Origin of the sequence: Brevundimonas alba, assembly GCF_011927945.1 — a bacterium.
GTDB lineage: Bacteria > Pseudomonadota > Alphaproteobacteria > Caulobacterales > Caulobacteraceae > Brevundimonas > Brevundimonas alba.
Genome location: NZ_JAATJM010000002.1, coordinates 261,241 through 275,187, shown reverse-complemented (window position 1 = coordinate 275,187; position 13,947 = coordinate 261,241). Strand labels below are relative to the sequence as shown.

15 protein-coding genes are annotated in these 13,947 nt (G+C 69.9%); 9 read left to right on the top strand and 6 right to left on the bottom strand.

Going from position 1 to position 13,947, the window contains the following annotated elements; genetic code table 11:
* The first annotated feature begins 13 nt into the window (after nt 1–13).
* Together GGQ87_RS11785 and GGQ87_RS11780 are read left to right on the top strand one after the other, a co-directional pair.
* Entirely contained in the window at nt 14–400 is a 387-nt protein-coding gene (locus GGQ87_RS11785) for a copper resistance CopC family protein (RefSeq protein ID WP_245161585.1), read from the top strand.
* A 10-nt stretch (nt 401–410) separates the two neighbouring features.
* Nucleotides 411–635 carry an ammonium transporter family protein gene (locus GGQ87_RS11780; RefSeq protein ID WP_168048016.1) on the top strand — a complete coding sequence of 75 codons (225 nt, stop codon included), beginning with the start codon at nt 411–413 and terminating at the stop codon, nt 633–635.
* 57 nt (nt 636–692) lie between these two features.
* Here the strand turns inward: GGQ87_RS11780 and GGQ87_RS11775 are convergent, their stop codons facing one another.
* Nucleotides 693–992: a DUF7662 domain-containing protein gene (locus GGQ87_RS11775; protein ID WP_168048015.1), complete on the bottom strand. Its 300-nt coding sequence runs from the start codon at nt 990–992 to the stop codon at nt 693–695.
* A gap of 196 nt (nt 993–1,188) precedes the next feature.
* Nucleotides 1,189–1,431 carry a response regulator transcription factor gene (locus GGQ87_RS11770; RefSeq protein WP_168048014.1) on the bottom strand — a complete coding sequence of 81 codons (243 nt, stop codon included), beginning with the start codon at nt 1,429–1,431 and terminating at the stop codon, nt 1,189–1,191.
* A 483-nt stretch (nt 1,432–1,914) separates the two neighbouring features.
* Here GGQ87_RS11770 and GGQ87_RS11765 point away from each other — a divergent pair, with 483 nt between their 5' ends.
* The 4 genes from GGQ87_RS11765 to GGQ87_RS15650 all read left to right on the top strand — a co-directional run bounded on the left by GGQ87_RS11765 (nt 1,915) and on the right by GGQ87_RS15650 (nt 8,897).
* On the top strand, nt 1,915–2,403 hold the full coding sequence (locus tag GGQ87_RS11765; protein ID WP_168048012.1) for an RNA polymerase sigma factor: 489 nt from the start codon (nt 1,915–1,917) through the stop codon (nt 2,401–2,403).
* Between the two features lie 7 nt (nt 2,404–2,410).
* Nucleotides 2,411–3,397, top strand: coding sequence for a FecR family protein (locus GGQ87_RS11760; protein ID WP_245161584.1), 987 nt, complete (start codon nt 2,411–2,413; stop codon nt 3,395–3,397).
* A gap of 119 nt (nt 3,398–3,516) precedes the next feature.
* Entirely contained in the window at nt 3,517–6,450 is a 2,934-nt protein-coding gene (locus tag GGQ87_RS11755) for a TonB-dependent receptor (RefSeq protein ID WP_209282551.1), read from the top strand.
* A gap of 80 nt (nt 6,451–6,530) precedes the next feature.
* On the top strand, nt 6,531–8,897 hold the full coding sequence (locus GGQ87_RS15650) for an alpha/beta fold hydrolase (protein ID WP_168048008.1): 2,367 nt from the start codon (nt 6,531–6,533) through the stop codon (nt 8,895–8,897).
* Here the strand turns inward: GGQ87_RS15650 and GGQ87_RS11745 are convergent.
* From GGQ87_RS11745 to GGQ87_RS11730, 4 genes are all read right to left on the bottom strand, one after another.
* On the bottom strand, nt 8,778–10,559 hold the full coding sequence (locus GGQ87_RS11745) for an asparagine synthase-related protein (RefSeq protein ID WP_168048006.1): 1,782 nt from the start codon (nt 10,557–10,559) through the stop codon (nt 8,778–8,780). The genes GGQ87_RS15650 and GGQ87_RS11745 overlap by 120 nt on opposite strands.
* On the bottom strand, nt 10,556–11,191 hold the full coding sequence (locus tag GGQ87_RS11740) for a lasso peptide biosynthesis B2 protein (protein WP_168048004.1): 636 nt from the start codon (nt 11,189–11,191) through the stop codon (nt 10,556–10,558). The genes GGQ87_RS11745 and GGQ87_RS11740 overlap by 4 nt, the downstream gene beginning before the upstream one ends.
* Before the next feature lie 51 nt (nt 11,192–11,242).
* Entirely contained in the window at nt 11,243–11,470 is a 228-nt protein-coding gene (locus GGQ87_RS11735; RefSeq protein ID WP_168048002.1) for a hypothetical protein, read from the bottom strand.
* 70 nt (nt 11,471–11,540) lie between these two features.
* Complete coding sequence (locus tag GGQ87_RS11730; RefSeq protein WP_168048000.1) at nt 11,541–12,155, bottom strand: GntR family transcriptional regulator; 615 nt, start codon at nt 12,153–12,155, stop codon at nt 11,541–11,543.
* 266 nt (nt 12,156–12,421) lie between these two features.
* Between GGQ87_RS11730 and GGQ87_RS11725 the strand changes: the two genes are divergently transcribed.
* The 3 genes from GGQ87_RS11725 to GGQ87_RS11715 all read left to right on the top strand — a co-directional run bounded on the left by GGQ87_RS11725 (nt 12,422) and on the right by GGQ87_RS11715 (nt 13,947).
* Nucleotides 12,422–12,928: an XRE family transcriptional regulator gene (locus GGQ87_RS11725; RefSeq protein ID WP_209282550.1), complete on the top strand. Its 507-nt coding sequence runs from the start codon at nt 12,422–12,424 to the stop codon at nt 12,926–12,928.
* 61 nt (nt 12,929–12,989) lie between these two features.
* Nucleotides 12,990–13,256, top strand: a complete 267-nt coding sequence (locus tag GGQ87_RS11720; RefSeq protein ID WP_168047998.1) for a helix-turn-helix domain-containing protein — start codon at nt 12,990–12,992, stop codon at nt 13,254–13,256.
* Between the two features lie 76 nt (nt 13,257–13,332).
* Complete coding sequence (locus tag GGQ87_RS11715; protein ID WP_245161583.1) at nt 13,333–13,947, top strand: lytic transglycosylase domain-containing protein; 615 nt, start codon at nt 13,333–13,335, stop codon at nt 13,945–13,947.

Genomic DNA, 13,947 nt, shown 5'->3' with positions numbered 1-13,947 from the left:
AGGAGAGCACCCCATGATGATCCGCACTCTCGTTGTCACCGCCGCCCTCGCGTTCGCCGGCGCCGCCGCCGCCCAGGACCCGCATGCGGGTCACGCTATGCCGGCCCAGGCCGCTGCGCCCCAATCCGGCATCACGACCGTTCCTGCGAATGGCGCGATGACCCAGGGGTCGCCCGAGCGGTTCAGCGTCACCTTCCCCCACGCCATGGTCCTCAAGACCGTCACCCTCTCCGCCGAGGGTCAGACTCCGGTCGACGTCACTGTCCCCGCCGCGCCGGCCGCCGCCACCGTCGGCGTGGCTCTTCCCCGCCTCGCGCCGGGCACCTACACTGCCGCCTGGACCGCCGAAGGCCCGGACGGTCACAAGATGTCCGGCTCCGTCAGCTTCATGGTTCACTAGGAGAACGACGATGAAAGTTTCCAACCTGCTGGCCGCCGCCGGCGCAATCCTGACCCTGAGCGCGGGCGCGGCCCTGGCGGCTGAAGGCTGCGAATGTTGCAAGGACATGGCCGCGGACGCCCCCATGACGTGCTGCGACGAGATGAAGACCGAGCCCGCCCCGGCCGAACCCGCGCCGCCCGCGCCGGCGCCGTCGGACACGCCGGCGCCCCAGGGGCACGCCGACCACAACTGATCGACCCGGTCCGATCGCTTCGGCGGCCCCCTTCGGGAGACGCGGAGCGATCGGCCATCAGCTTGTCCCGCTCCGATCCTCGGCCTTCTCCGCGTCGGATATTGACCGGGCCGGGTCCAGCCGGACGAAGTGCACGGTTTCGGCTCGCGTCTGCGGCTCGGCCACGAACCCGGCGTCGGCGAACGCAATGTGTTGGGGCATCACCGGCCCGGATGGATCCGATCGCCACCATCCGTCCACGGCCGCGGCCTTGGGCAGGATGCCGCCTACAATCCGTTCGATGTCCCGAAAGGTCAGATCCACTTCAGCCCGCTTCTGCCGGCGAAGAAAGGATGCGAGGGGCGCGTATTTGGCCATCGGCGTGTTTTCCTCCGTCACCACGGTTGGTCAAGCCCGACTCGCGAGACCGGCGATAAGCGGTGTAGGATCGTCAGCGGCGGGTTCCGGGAACGATAGGCGCCGATCAGGAGCCAGGGGACGTGCAAACGTCGGCGGCGATCGGCGGCGAAACGCCGGGCTTCCTCACAGAAGTTCCTGGCCCGCCCCCTTCTCCTCACGCCGGTTCGATCAACCCGTCGCGGACGGCGGTCGCGACCGCCTCTATCCGGGTGCGGACCCGCAATTTGGCGCAGACCTTCTCCAGATAGGAATCCACCGTCCGGGGCGACAAGGACAGGATCGTGCCGATATCAGCGGAGCTTTTTCCGCGACACACCCACTGAAGGCACTCCTGTTCGCGCGGGCTCAGGGAGACAGCGATCGGCTGTCGATCCGGATCATCGGCAACGGCTTCCATCGTACACCACTGGTTGTCCGCCTTCATCCGTACACGGGGATTTTGCCCCCGGGCAACGTCAATGTTTTGCGGCTCGTCCGCCGCTTTTTTGCGGGTTCGCGACCGACCGCCACCCGTTGAAGCGGGCTCCGCCGGCGACTACAGCCATGGCGTCGGGCGCCGTGAGATAGGTGCGCAGCCGGAGCCGGGGTTCGCCTGTGGCGGAGGCGGCGCTGGGCGCTGAAGTAGCGGGCCTCGTTCGCAGAGGATTCCAACGCCCGACCCCTCCGCCTTGCGTCTCGATTCCGTTTGATTCATGCTTCGGCGTCGGCGTCCGCGCCGATAGGGGCCTGGAATCCCCTGTGCGAAGTCAAACTCAACGACGCGCGTCTTACGCGCCTGTCGCTTGTCAGCGGCCCGAACCCGTGCGCTCGCACGGGCTCCGGAGCCTGTGCGATCTCGTCTGCGGATTCCCCGTCCTTCCCCGGAGGCCGGAGAATCGCGTTGACCGACGCCAAGGAGTTGAAGCCGGAAGCAGCGGAGGGCCTGAACGGCCTTTATCGCCGCTATGCCGGCTGGCTCGATGGCCGGCTGAGGGCCCACGTTGGCGCCGACCAGGCGGCCGACGTCGTCCAGGAGACCTATCTGCGCGCGGCGCCTTACCCGAGCGCGGACATCCGGCACCCCAAGGCCTTTCTGCTGCGGATCGCGCTCAATCTGGTCCGCGACGAGAGCCGCCGCCTCAAGCGCCAGCGCGAGTCCTCCGGCGGTTTCGGGCAGGATCAGAGCGAGTCCGCATCCCAGGCGGAACAGATGATGCTGAAGCAGATCGTCCTCACCATGCCTCCGCTTTATCGGGACATCTTCGTTTTGAGCCGCTTCGGCGGTATGACGTACCCCGAGATCGCGGCGGCGCGCGGCCTCAGCGTCAAAACCGTCGAGTGGCGGATGTCGAAGGCGCTCGAGCACTGCGTCGCTCGGCTGGACGATTAGGCAGGGCATGATGACGGTCGATGGCGACCTCGACATCCGGCGGCAGGAGGCCGCTTCCTGGTTTGCACGCCTGAGCCAGCAGCGCGTCTCCACGGACGACGTCAAGGCGTTCAGCGCCTGGCGGCGGGATCCGGACAATGCGCGCGCCTATGAACGGGTCGAGGCCGTCTGGAGCGCCACCAACACCTTGGCGGGCGACCCCGACATCAGCGCCCTGACCGCCGAAGCCCTGGGCAAGGCGCCGCCGCCGGTCCGGGCGCGCGCTATGGTGTCGCGGCTCTGGAAGCCGCTCGGCGGGGCCGCCTTGGCCGCCGTCGCGGTCATCGCGGCCGGATCGCTCTGGGCCGTCAGCCGGCCGCTCGACTATGCGACGGCCGTCGGCGAGCAGCGCACGGTGCGTCTCGACGACGGGTCGCGCGTCATTCTGGATACGGGGTCGCGCATTCAGGTCCGGTTGCGCGACGATCGAAGATCGGTGGCGCTCCTGTCGGGCCAGGCCTTCTTCGACGTGACCGGCGACTCCGCCCGGCCCTTCGTGGTTACGGCGGGCGACACCCACGTCACGGCGATCGGAACCCGCTTCGACGTGCGCCGGGACGGCGACGGCGCTCGGGTGACGCTGGTCGAAGGCCGGGTCGCGGTCCGGGAGAGCACAGGCGCGGGGCCGGGCTGGTCGCTCGATCCGGGACAGCAACTGGTCACGACCGGACCCCGGCCGGCGGTCGCCTCCGTCGATGTCGTGCGCGAGACGAGTTGGACCACGGGCCGGTTGATCTTCGATGGGACACCGATCCGTGTCGCCGTGACGGAGGTCAACCGCTACAGCGACGCCAAAATCGATCTGCGGGCGTCCCATATCGCGGAGATCCCGGTCAGCGGCGTCTTCGACACCGGCGACACCGACGGCTTCATCGCCGCCCTGCAGGACCTCTATGGCGTGACCGCCGAACGGCGGCCGGACGGGGCCGTGATCCTGTCGGGCCCGCCGGCCTGAAAATAATTCGTAGGCGGACTTAGGGTGGTCTCCCCTTCCCGTCGTCTCTTCCCCGCCCCGCCAACGTGCGGGTAATCAGAAGGGGGAAGACTATGCGAATGGGTTTCGGTTCAACAGCGTTGTCCGCGCTGCTGCTGGCGTCAGCGACGCCGGTGATTGCGCAAACCGCAGATGCGGTAAGGCGCTACGACGTGGCGGCGGGACCGCTCGACCGAGCCCTGACCGCCTTCGCCCAACAGAGCGGCCAGCAGATTCTGTACCCAGACGCGCTCGCTGCTGGTCGGGCGTCGCCGGGAGTGAGCGGCGTCTACACCGCCGAGGCGGCCCTGGCCGCAGCGCTGAGGGGCTCGGGCCTTTCGTATCGTCGGACGCGCCCCAATGTGTTCGTGCTCTACGACCCGAGCACACGGGCTGAAGCCGACTTGGACCCGGAAACGGTCACCCTTGATGAGGTGGTCGTGACCGGGAGTCTGATCCGGGGCGTCGCCGACGGGCCTTCCCCGGTGGTCACCGTCAGCCGCGACCAGATCGATCGCGACGGCCATGCGACGGTGGCCCAGGCCCTGGCCGCTCTTCCGCAGAATTTCGGAGGTACCGCGAACGAAGGCGCGCTTCAGAACGGCGCGGATCGCAGCGCAACCAACGGGAGCTTCGCATCAGGCGTCAATCTGCGCGGTCTGGGCAGCGACGCCACCTTGGTCCTGGTCAACGGCCGCCGGATGGGCGGCACGGGCGCGATGGGCGATTTCGCCGACGTCTCCACCATCCCCACCAGTGCGATCGAACGGATTGACGTCCTGCTCGATGGCGCATCGGCCCTGTACGGGGCCGACGCGGTCGGCGGCGTCGTCAACATCATCCTGCGCGACGACTACGAGGGCGCCGAGACCCGGGTGCGGGTCGGCCAGACGGCCGACGGCGCCAGCAAGGAGTATCAGCTCGGCCAAACCTTCGGGCGCCGGTGGTCGTCGGGCAGCCTGATGGGCACCTATGAATACTACGATCGCGGCGCCCTGCCGGTGTCCGAGCGCCGCCTCGCCGGAGACGCGGACCTGAGATGGCGCGGCGGGTCCGATCGGCGGCTCAACTACAGCAGCCCGGGCAATATCGTCGTCTTTGATCCGGTCAGCGGCGGCTATGTCTCGGCCTACGCCATTCCCGCCGGCCAGGACGGGACAGACCTCGACCCTGGCGACTTTCTCGCCGGCCGAACCAATCTGAGCAACCAGCGCCTGGGCCTGAACGTCCTGCCGCAGCAGACTCGCCACAGCCTCTTCGCCGCGCTCCGGCAGGATCTGGGCGACAGAATGGTGTTGAGCGCCGACGCCCGCTACGGCCGTCGCGACTACGAGACGACATCGGCGCCGTTCGCGAGCCTGCTGACAGTGAACCGGGGCAACCCCTATTTCGTCTCCCCGACCGGCGCGGCGTCCCACACCATCGCCTACTCCTTCGAAAACGACCTCCCCAACCCTGTGATCAGTGGCGAGGCGGAGAGCTTCGGCGCATCCATCGGAGCCAAGGTCGATCTCTTCGCCGACTGGCGGCTCGACGCCTATGTCGCCTACGCCTCGGAGACAGGCGAGAACCGCACCACCGGCACGGTGAACTCGACCTTCCTGCGCGAAGCGCTGGGCGCCGTCGCTGACAATCCGGCGACCCCCTTCAGCGCCGCCCGGGACGGACACTTCAATCCGTTCGGCGGCGGCGGCGGCAGCCCGGCCGCCGTCCTGGCCTTCATCAGTTCAGGTCGGAACGCCACCCTGAGCGAAATGACGGTGACCTCGGCCAACCTTCAGGTCGACGGGACCCTGCTCTCGCTGCCCGGCGGACCGATCAAACTCGCCGCGGGCCTGTCTTTTCGCGAGGAGACCTTCTGGCGCCGCATCGACAACTTCACCTCAAGCGTGACGCCAACCACGGGCGTGCCCACGGAGTCGAGCCGCAAGGTTTCGGCCGTCTTCGGCGAGTTGCGCATCCCGCTGTTCGGCGCCGACAATCGGCGACCGGGCTTCGAGCGGCTGGAGCTGTCGGTGGCCGCCCGGTTCGAGGACTATGAGGACATCGGCCAGACCACCAGTCCCAAGATCGGCGTGCTATGGGACCCGGTTCCGGACCTGACCCTGCGGGCCAACTACGGCGCCTCCTACCGCGCCCCGGCCCTTCGGGAACTGAACGACGCGCCGCGCGCCAGCCCCACCTTCCTGCCGCGCGGGGTCCAGCAGATCCTGTCGATCATCCAGTACGGCGGCAATCCGGACCTGGAGTCGGAACAGGCCGACACCTGGACCCTGGGCGGGGAATACCGGCCCTCGTCGATCGCGGGACTACGCCTCGGCGTCAACTGGTTCCGGACCGACTTCGACAACCGCATCGGCCAGCCGACGTTCGAGAATATCCTGACGGCGCTGACCGATCCGGCGCTGTCGCCGTTCATCCGCGTCGTCGCGCCCCTGACCAACGCCGACGACCGGGCCGCGGTACAGGCCATACTCGACCTGCCGACCACCAACCTCGCCAGCGCCTATCCGGCGACGTCCTACGGGGCGATCGTGGATGCGCGCTACGTCAACACCGCCCGCGTCCAAGTCGAGGGCGTCGACGTCAGCGCCGGTTACGCCTTCGACCTCGGGCCAAATGCCTTCGACCTGAACCTGGCCTTCTCCTACCTTAGCCGCTTCGACAGCCAGGCCACGCCGAACTCGACGGTCGTCTCCCTGCGCGACCGCCCGAACTATCCGGTTGGCCTGCGCGGCCGGAGCTCGATGGGCTGGACGCGCGGCGACTGGGGCGTGTCCTCGTCAATCAACTATGTCGACGGCTATCGCGATCTGGCGGGCGCCCGGATCGGGTCGTGGGTCACCGCCGACGTGCAGGTGCGCTATGCGCCTCAGGCCGGTCCGCTGGCGGGATCGACCGTTGCCCTGACGGTCCAGAACGCCTTCGACCGCGATCCGCCCTTCTACAACGCGCCCGAGGGCATCGGTTACGATGCGGCCAACACCAATGTCATCGGCCGCTTCGTCTCGCTGCAACTGACCCGAGCCTGGTGATGCGGCTCGCGGTCGGCTGCGGGCTGGTCGCCGTTCTCCTCACGGCGGCCAGCCCGGCTTTGGGTCAAACGCGGGCGTCCGTGACAATCGAGACCCTGCTGGATCAGGAGAGCCTCGGCCAGGTGCGGATCAGCCGGGACGGGCGCTGGATCGTCGTCGAGCGACGGGCGGCCTGGTCCTCGGCCGCGACCTACCGCTTCGGGCTGATGACGCCGCATCTGCTCAGCGGGCTGGAGATTCATACGCCCGCCGGCGCCCCGGTGCGTCGGCTCGAGGATCCCGGCCACGCAAGCGGCTACCTCTCGGGGCCCTTCTCGCCCGGCGGAGACAGGATGCTGGTCTTCCGCCTGCAGGAGACGTCCTGGCGGCTGGGGGTCATGACCCTGGCGACCGGACAGGTCCGCTGGCTGCCCCTTACGCCCGAGTTCACCGGCCTCGGGCGGACGGTCGCCTGGCGATCGGAGACGCAGTTGGTGGCGATCGCCCGTCCGGATGACGACCTGCCCCTGGTGTTCAGGCTCGGCGGACAGACCGAAGCGCGCAAGACCGCGCTGTGGCGAACCTTCGCCGCCGGCCACGCGCCGTCCGCGGTGCTCATCCCCAGCGGCGCGGCCCGCGACAGCCGGACGCGATCCGGCCCCGCGCGGCTGATCCTCTTCGATCTCCAAGACGGCGAGGAGCGCGTCCTGGCGCGCGGCGACCTGTTCGACCTGGAGGTGTCGCCAGACGGCGGCGCGGTCGCGGCGCTGCTCAACGCCGAAGACCTGCAGGCGGATGGGGAGACGCCGGTCACGGTCGGCACGCCCAGCCGCCGCCGCCGGCTGCTGCTGGTCGATCTGGATCGCGGCGGCGCGGAAGAGCCCCTGCCCGACCAGGATTTCCTCTCCCATCTGCTGTCCTGGTCGCCGGATTCCCGTCGGCTGCTCGCCTTCGCGCGCGACGCCGGCGGCGACTGGGCCGACGGCCACTTCTGGACCCTGGACCGGCGCGGCCGTGCTGAAGCCGTGGCGCTCGGAACGGACCGTCCCTGGTTGGATGAGGAGATCGGCAAGATTCAGATCGCCCGGGGCGGCTGGAGCGCGGCCCGGCCCGTCGTGCAGGTCCGAACGGTCAATGGCGAGAGGGTCTGGCTGCGAAGCGGCCCGACGCCGACCGTCTCGCCGGTGCGGACGCCCCGCGAGACCCTGATCGAGATCGACGGGCGCACCTGGATCGAACGCCCCGACGGCCTGCATCCCCTGCCGTCGCAGGCCGAGCCCCGGGTGGTCGCGGGCCGTCTGTGGGACCGGGAACGGGCGGCCGACGGGGGCAGCCGGCAAGGCTGGAACCCCGACGGCGTCCAGCGCGGGCAACGCGTCCTGATGGATCCGGGCGGCTGTCTGAGCGCGCCCGCCGCCCCGCAGGTCCGAACCTGCCTCTCGCCGCTCGCCGCCGACGAAAGTCTCGTCGCGGTCAGCCCGACGCGAACCTATCTGATCGCCCAGACGCGCAGCGCCGGCGGGTCGGTCAGCCTGCGCCTTCACGCCGCCGACGCCGTGCGGCGGCTGGCGACGGTCAACACCGCCTTCGACAATGTCGCCTGGGGCGAGATCGTCCCCGTCCGCCACCCCGGGCCGGACGGCCAGACGCTGACCAGCTGGTTGCTAATGCCGCCGGGAACCCCATCCGGCGCGCGACCGCCCGTGGCCGTCGTCCTCTATCCCGGGACCGATTACCCGGCCGCGCCCGCCTGGATGCGTCCCGGCGGCGAGCGGCTCCACATCAATCCGCAGGTACTGGCCGCCGCCGGCTACGCCGTGCTCGTCCCGAGCCTGCCTCGGCGAACGGGGCCGGGGCCGGGCCTGGAGAACATCGCCGACCGGATCCAGGCCATCGTCGACGCCGCCGGGGAACGCGTCGATGCCGGCCGGGTCGGCCTGATCGGCCATAGCTACGGCGGCTATGCGGCCCTGCTGGCGACATCGCAGAGCGACCGGTTTCGTGCCGTAATCGCCGCCGCGGGCTACGCCGATCTTTCGCGAACCTACGCCCTGCCGCCGCATTTCCTGGTCTCGCCGGACGACGGGGTGCCGATCAACGCCCTCGCGGGCTGGGCCGAGACGGGTCAGGGCGGGATCGGAGCCTCGCTGGTCGGACGGCCGCAGACCTATGTCGACAACAGCCCCCTCTATCTGGCCGAACGCATCCGGACGCCCGCCCTCCTGATCGAGGGCGATCTCGACCCGGTCGGGGCCGACGTCCTGTTCGGCGCCCTCTATCGCCTCGATCGGGAAGCCGCCTTCCTGACCTACGCCGGCGAGGGGCATGTGTTCGTCAGTCCCGCCAACCTACGGGACCTGCACGCGCGCATCCTCGACTGGCTCGACCGCTATGTGCGCCCGACGGATGTCGTCGATGCGGGCCTGCCAGCTTCGAGCCCAGACCTCCAGAACAGCCCCGACCAGTAGCCGGTTGTAGCCCGGGCTCCAGATCAGCCGCGCCTCGGTCAGTTCGACCTCGAGCGATTTGCGGTCGATCAGGCCGTGGGCGGCCTGAAGGCCGTCGAGCAGGAGCGGCGTCAGCACGGGCAGGCTGGCGCGCGTCACCTGTCCGTAGAAATGGCTGAGATCGCCCTTGCTCCGACGCTCGGTGAGCAGGGGCGGCAGGCGCCCGGCGAAGGCCTGCCGGGCCAGGCCGCGATCGCGCACCCCCGTGATCAGCCGGTCGGCCGGGATGGCCAGGCAGTGTTCCGCCACGGGCTGGCTGAGGAACGGATGCAGCAGATCCCCCGCCCGGGCGCGCAGGCAGTCGCCCCAGAACAGTTGGGCGTTCACGAACTGCCGCAGTTGTCGGGCCTTGGCCGGCGGCAGGTCGTCGGCGTCCTCAAGCCAGGGATGGCGCCGGCTGGGCGTCCCGGTTTCCCGAGCTCTCGGGCTCAGGGCATGGCCGAGCACCGTCCAGGCCGAATGTCGGGTCCAGCGCGCCACCGCCGCGATGAAGGTCGGCGACAGGCCGACGAGCCCTTCTCGGCGGCGGCGGTCGATGACCACGGCGGGGTCGGGCGCCTGGAAGAAGACGGCGTCTCCGCCCTGGCCGGTAAGCAGACCCGTGGCCCGGCCTCGGCGCATCCGCCCCGCGACCTCGGCGTCGTAGGTGACGTCGACGCCCTGGAGCGCCGGGCGCACGCTGTCGCCGAGCGGGGTCAGTTGCGCCAAGGTGATGGCCTCGACCGGCTTGCGCACGGCGGTCAGGGCCAGCTCCAGATGACCGGCCGCAGCCGTGGCGTAGGGACGTTCGTCGCCCTCGCGCCAATCGCCGTGAAAGTTGAGGAAGCCGGCGCGTCCGGCGTATCCGGTCGCCTTCAGGCTGCTGGCGGCAATGGCCGAATCCAGGCCACCCGAGAGTTCGCCGATCAGCCGGCGGTGCGGCGCGGCCAGGGCGGCCACCGTCGCGTCCACCACGCCGATCAGTGCGCCATGGCTGTCGTCCCAGTCCCGCCCCGCCCGGCAGAACGCCGTCGGCGCCCAGGCGGGCGTCGCCTCCGCCGTCTCGCCGATCACGCACAGGGCGCCCGGATTGACGGCGGTCAGGCCGCGCAGGGCCAGCCGATCGCCGAGCAGTTCGGGCGCTGCGGCGATCTCGCCCAAGACCGGCCAGTCGATCTCCAGATCGACCGGCAACAGGGCGTCGGCCAGCCGCGGCGGCTCGTGCGCGGCCAGCACCGCGCCGCCGTATCGCCACCAGACGCAGTCCAGGGCGCCGGTGGGATCGCGCAACAGCGCCAGACGTCCGGCCTCGTCGCGCCAGACCAGGATATAGCGCCCCCAGCCCGCCCTGACCGCGGCCCGCGCCAGGTCGGCGGAGCCGGCGCTGCGCGCGATCACGGTCGACAACGGATCGGTCCCGCCGCGCCAATCGCCTATCAGGAAATGCCGCCGGCCGACCTGGCGAACGGCGAGCCGCGCGCGCGGTCCAAGCAGGATGGTGATGTCGTCGATCGGGCCGAAGGGGCGCCACCCCTCGCGTTCGAGGGCGGCCGCCACCCGGTCCACGGCAGGACGTCCGCCGTCGCCGAGGCGCCCCCGGTCGATGACCAGATAGCCCGTCTGATCGGGGCCCGGGATCTTCATCGGCGGAAGATCGGGGTATAGGCCCAGAGCCGTTCGACATCGTCGTTGAGACAGACCTCGCCCGCCTGGACCCAGCAATGGGCGTTGAACGGCCAGAGCCTGACGCCAAACACCCAATCGGCCGCCAGCCCCGACCGTCGCAGGAAGCTGACCAGCATCGCCGACCGAAGCAGGCACTCGCCCTCCAGCGGAAGCCAGGGGCCCATGCTCCAGAACAGACGCGCCGCCGCCAGCGTCGCCTCAGGATCGCGCGACAGGGCGGTCCGCGCCTCGGCGACGCGCAGATAGGGCGCCAGCCCCTGCCCCGCCCTCGCCCGGCGGATGTCGGCGACGACGCCGGCGGCGGCGATCAAGGCGCGCGGGCCGGGGCCGCCGGCGGCGGGGCCATGGATGATCGAACGCGTCGGCGCGGGCGGCGGCGCCTCGATCTCCGGCGGCGGTTCGGTCGCCAGCAGGCCGGCTTCAATCAGGGGGTCGGCCAAGGGTCCGGGCGCGATCGCCGTCCGACGTCCGCCGGTCAGGATCGAGGCGGCGCCGGGCAGGCACAGATAGGCGTCGCCGGCGATGTCCAGCAGCGCCAGATCGCCGCCGATGGCCACGGCGTGGACGTCCGGTCGGAGATAAAGGGTCATCGGCGTCGGGATGCGGGCAATAGGCGCCGGCCGGAGCCGGCGCCCAAGCCTTCAGCCCTGATCCCAGAGCCGCACCGGAATCTGCTCGAAATCGCCGGTGATGTGGTCGGCGCGGGTGGCCTGCTCTGCCGATCCCAGCCGGACGAGGTCGACGCGGATGCCGGTGGGCTCGTACAGGCGGACCGGGATCAGTTCCATGTCGCCGGTCGGGGAGTCGGCGCGGGTCGCGCGCCGGGCGGAACCGAGCGCGATCAAGCTCGGCGTATGCGGGGTCTTCATGGCGTAGCCTCCTAATGCGGGACACAGCGCCCGCAGGAACAGCCAGCGCGTACGACGTCATATTTTCAAACTATATTTCATCTATACTTTCTCCTGACCGACGCATGACTGCGAACACTGCCTGCGACGCTGCGACACGCCCGCGATGGTAAACATCCACCTCGGCGCGCAGGTCGGCGAGACGGCCCGTCGACAGAAGGGCCTCCTGCCGTTCGAGCTGGTCGATGTCGATCGGTGCGATCGCCGCCTCTACCGTCCTTATGGGTCGAAGCTGGATCGCGGTTCGCCGCTGGGTGCGCGCCAGGACCGCGTTGCCGGCCGCCGCAACCAGGGCCCCGTACAGGCTTTCCAGCCTCAGTTGGGTCGTCGACGGCCCCTCGACCGCCCAGGCGACGGGCGCGGCGAAGGCGTCCAGGGCCCAATGGGCCAGCCGCCAATGGAGCTCGTACAGTTCGGCGATGTCCGACGTCGACGGGCTGGGCGCGAAATAGCCGCGGCCGGGCCGATGCTCGAGGACGCCCTCGCCGGCGAGACGCGCCAGGGCCTCGCGCACGGGCGTGGGACTGAGGCGGAGCTCCGCCGCCAGGGCGGTGGCGACCAGCGGTTCACCCCAGCGAAACCGGCCGGCCCCGGCGAAGCCCGTCAGCGCCCGAAGGGCGATGTGATAGGGATCACGCTCCTTCATGGCGGCGGCATTCGAGACGCGAACATTCGTCCATCAATTCGCCAGACCCCAAGGGGCTCCTCGGGCGAAAACTGATTGCGCCGGTATATAAGTTATCTCGGCAAGTTTTCGCATCCCAGCCGCAGGTTCTTTGCGTCATACCGCAAGGTTTTCGCCACCGTTTCTTTCCCATCTTTCATTTGATGCTCGGTTGCCCCATTTTTCAACCAGTAGGGGTGCGGGGCGAGAGTCGCAGCGCCCGGGTGATCAGGAGCGAAGTCGAGGTGATGGACCGTGCCGACCGCCAGTCCCAGAGCGAAACCCTGTCCGCCGCGCTGCGTCTGATCCGGTCCCATCGCCGGATGAAGTCGGCCGATGTGGCCCACGGCATGAACATGGCTTTGCGGTCGTATGAGCATTTCGAGGCCGGCGGCGGCCGGGTGAATCTCGACCGCATCCACCGCTTTGCGGAGGTCACGGACTCCGACCCCTACGCCATCCTGGCCGCCCTCGCGTTGGGGTCGCCCGAGTTCGCCCTGCGCACCGTCGACAACAAGCTGATGACCATCCTGATGGTGGCGCTGCAGGAGTTCGACGAAGAGGTCGGTGACGTGCTGGCCGAACTGGACGCCCGCACCATCATCAACACCTTCACCCGGGCGCTGAAGGACCTGGCCCTGCAGTCCGTGCGGCGAGACACCGCAGCCAACGCGTGGTTGCAGCAACGGTTGGGGAGACTGGTTTCGCCCGGCGACGGGGAAGACGAGGGCTCTTCCGGGACTCCGGCGCCGTAGACACCCGGTCGCAAACCTGCGGGCTTGCCGCAAACCCGCCGTTGCGTCTGTGCTTGAGTCCATGTCCGCGTTTTCGTCCAGTAACCCGTTCCCCGCGTCCGAACTGACCGACCGGCTCTCGGACCGGCAGCGCCAATGTCTCGCCCTGGCCGCCCAGGGCCTGAGCTCGGCCCGGATCGCCGAGCGGATCGGCATCTCGGGGCGGACCGTCGATGAGCATCTGATGCTCGCCTGCCGCGTGCTTGGCGTTCGCACGCGCATCCAGGCCGTGGCGCGCCTCGCGGCCCAACCGCGGCGCCACGCCGAACCGCGGACCTTCCTACCGTAGATCTCCGGCGGGAGGCTCGCGGGTCGTCGCCCCGCGGGCCGATCGGGTTTGCTTGGGCCTCTCGATGGAGCCCGCCTTGCTCGACCTCAACCTGATCCTCAGCCTGTCCCAGGCCTGCGCGCCGCAGGTGGCCCCGGAAACCCTGGCCGCCATCGCCTATGCGGAAAGCCGGTTCAACCCGATCGCCATCGGGGTGAACCGGGGTCCGCGCCCGACCCGGCGCCCCCGAGACGCCGCCGAAGCGGCGCGCGTGGCCCGCGGCCTGCTGGCGCGCGGCGCGAACCTCGACCTGGGGGTGGCCCAGATCAACAGCGACAACCTCGGTTGGCTCGGCCTGTCGGTCGAGGCGGCCTTCGACCCGTGCCGCAACCTCGCGGCCGCCGGCGTCGTCCTGCGCGCCGGCTATCGTCCGGCCGAAGGCGTCGACCGGCAGACGACGCTGAGGGTGGCGCTGTCCCGGTACAACACCGGCCATCCCGAACGCGGCTTCCGCAACGGCTATGTCGCCCGGGTCGAAGCCGCCGCCGCGACCCTGGGCGTCCTGCCGCTCAAGCCGATCCAGCCGGGCGCGGACGGACCGCCTGCCTCGATCGCCGAACCTCAAACCCCGCCGCCGGCCTGGGACGTCTTCGCGCGCGCCCGGCTGAGCGTCGTCCTCACCTTCACCTCCGATCCAGACAGGGAGTTCTGA